Here is a 3,117-nt window from a genome sequence, read left to right as displayed (position 1 = left end):
GTTCAAGTTCATTAACGCAGCATCAGAGTCGCTAAAACTCGCCTGTAGGAGTGTTTTTGGCTTGCTACTTCTGCGTTAAATAAACTCATAAGGGAATAACCATTATGTCATTTATTCGCCTTGAATTAGCGTGCCAAAAACGCTCTGAGTAGATCAACTTATTATACTGATTGGTATAATCCTTATACCCTTTAATAGACCGTAACGTAGAATAGGATATCTAATGAAGTTCACCCGAGCATTTTCTTTGATCATTGCAATGGTCATTGCCCCTGCAGCCCTTGCCGGGTCTAACACCCAAAGCGATGACACCGCGGCGATAAAACAGAAGCTGTCTGATACATTAAGCGTAAATGTGATGTCGCTGAAAGAGTCGCCAATTCCTGGTTTGTATGAAGCCTTAACTAATCGTGGTGTGCTATACATCAGTAAAGATGGTACTAAGCTGCTGCACGGTAATCTTTATGATTTAGATAAAGGCATGAAGAACCTAACCGAAGCTGCGATGTCTGGTCCACGTATTGACATGATGAAGCCACTAGAAGAGAACATGTTGGTTTACAAAGCCAAGAATGAAAAGCATGTTGTTACTGTGTTCACTGATGTTGATTGTGGTTACTGCCGCAAGCTGCATAATCAAATGGATGAATATAACGACCTGGGCATTACAGTTAGATACCTCGCTTTCCCACGTGCCGGTATTCCATCAGCTAATGCTGACGAGATGGAAGCGGTTTGGTGCGCTGCAGATCCACTTCAAGCGATGACTGATGCTAAGTCAGGTAAGGCAGTTAAAGTGGCTAAGTGTGATGCGAAAATTGCAGAGCAATATAACCTTGGGCAAACCTTTGGTATCAACGGAACGCCTGCAATCATACTTGAAGACGGCAGCTTGATCCCAGGTTACCAGCCGCCTAAAGATCTATTAAGAGTGTTAGATGCTGCAGCCGCAGAATAATTATTGATTAGTAAAGAAGGTGAGCCTCGGCTCACCTTTTTTGTGCCTGCTAAATAGAGTGAAGAGCAAGCCTTTGCTAGCAGTCTTTGCTATGCTGGCAAGACTCATTGTTTAAAGGTAGTTAGCCCTGTGATCCATAAGATAGTCCGCCGCTCAAAAGTCGATGATAGCCATTTACCTAACTCTCTATCCCCACTGTTAAAACAGATATATGCCAGCCGTGGTGTGAGTGCAAATGAATGTGAATTGAGCTTAGGTAAACTGCTTAGGCCCAATACTATGTTGGGAGTGACCCAAGCCGCAGAAATAGTCGCAGATGCGATAGCAGCGCAAAAATCGATTCTTATTATGGGCGACTTTGATGCTGATGGCGCCACATCGACCAGCGTGTGTATGTTAGCGCTGAAAATGATGGGCGCAAAAAACATCGACTACCTTATCCCTAATCGATTTGACTACGGTTATGGCCTCAGCCCCGAAATTGTTGCGGTAGCGGCGCAGAAAAAGGCCGAAGTGATTATCACAGTCGATAACGGTATTTCTTCAATTGAGGGGGTTGCCGCAGCTAAAGCACTGGGTATGACCGTTGTTATTACCGACCATCACCTACCAGGTCAGTCTATACCTGATGCTGACGCGATTGTTAACCCTAATCAACATGGCTGTGAATTTGCCAGTAAATCGATTGCTGGGGTTGGCGTAGCGTTTTATTTGATGTCAGCACTACGCGCAGAATTAAGGCAACGTGACTGGTATCAGCAGCAAGGTATCAACGAGCCAAATTTAGGGCACTTGTTAGATATCGTTGCTTTAGGCACTGTTGCCGACGTGGTATCGCTTGATACCAATAACCGCATTTTGGTGGAAGCGGGGCTGCAACGAGTGAAGGCGGGTCGCTGCCGAGTGGGGATCACCGCGCTGCTGGAAGTGGCTAAACGTACTCCGTCACGTATTGTGGCCTCCGACTTTGGATTTGCAGTTGGCCCAAGGCTCAATGCTGCAGGTCGTTTGGATGAGATGGCATTAGGGGTAGAAACACTCTTATGTGAAGACATTATGTTGGCACGCAGAATGGCATCTGAGCTCGACAGCTTAAATGCAGAGCGGCGCGATCTAGAAACTGAGATGCAGCAAGAGGCGCTTAAAAGCCTTGAGAGCGTTGAGTTAAACGAGACTGAACTTCCTTGGGGAATAGCACTATTTCAGGCTGATTGGCATCAAGGTGTTATTGGCATTTTAGCCTCACGTATTAAAGATAAATATCATCGACCAGTTATCGCATTTGCCGACGCAGGAGATGGCCAAATAAAGGGGTCAGCTCGCTCGATTAAAGGTTTGCACATGCGCGACCTTTTAGAGCTGATCAACAGTCGTCATCCGGGTTTAATTTTAAAGTTTGGTGGTCACGCGATGGCGGCAGGTCTTTCAATAAAAGCCGGTCAGTTTGCGCTGTTTGCTGAGGCTTATGACAAAGCTATTCGAGAAACTTTAGCGCCAGAATTACTCACCGGTGAACTGGTTTCTGATGGTGAGCTAACGCCAGATCAATTTGCCTTACCGTTAGCGGCGGAGCTTCGCGCAGCAGGCCCTTGGGGGCAAAACTTCCCAGAGCCACTGTTTGATGGTCACTTTAGAATTATTCAACAACGTATAGTCGGTGAGAAACATCTTAAATTGGTATTAGAGACTGAATGTGGTCAGGTAATGCTCGACGCTATCGCCTTTAATGTCGACTTAAAAACCTGGCCAGATGCGACCATTCAACATGCAGAGATTGTTTATAAGCTGGATGTGAATGAGTTTAGAGGCAATCAAACCTTGCAGTTGATGGTGGATCAGATAGCGCCAATGTAGTTTGGGCTGTGAAATCAGCTGTTCATTTCTTTAAAATCAAAGCCAAAGTGGTGGTGCTTCGCCCATTCTCGTAGCAGAGAGTCGAGCCAAGGGCAAAGCGCTTGCGCCCGCTGTTGATTTCATAGCTCTTGATTTCATAAGAGTCGAGCCCTCAGCGCCCCAGACGAAGTTGCTTTCCTCGTACTTATTCAAAATAGCCTAACACTTCCGATGGGGCATCTGCTGTAAATGGATTTACGAATGCCGCGGTGGCATGGTCAATGATGTTCCCGACATCATATAGACATTTCCCATATCCATATGGG

General features: G+C 46.0%; 2 protein-coding genes. Both read left to right on the top strand.

Translation table 11 applies throughout. The annotated features are described in order from the left end of the window. Positions 1–223 precede the first annotated feature (223 nt). Entirely contained in the window at positions 224–958 is a 735-nt protein-coding gene (dsbC, locus tag AB4135_RS21300) for a bifunctional protein-disulfide isomerase/oxidoreductase DsbC (RefSeq protein ID WP_371995431.1), read from the top strand. 129 nt (positions 959–1,087) lie between these two features. Next, complete coding sequence (gene recJ / locus AB4135_RS21295; RefSeq protein WP_371995430.1) at positions 1,088–2,812, top strand: single-stranded-DNA-specific exonuclease RecJ; 1,725 nt, start codon at positions 1,088–1,090, stop codon at positions 2,810–2,812. Positions 2,813–3,117: the final 305 nt, after the last annotated feature.

It is taken from the genome of Shewanella sp. 10N.286.54.B9 (assembly GCF_041468565.1).
In the GTDB taxonomy this organism is placed as follows: Bacteria; Pseudomonadota; Gammaproteobacteria; order Enterobacterales; family Shewanellaceae; genus Shewanella.
This window is presented reverse-complemented; position numbering and strand designations above follow the sequence as displayed.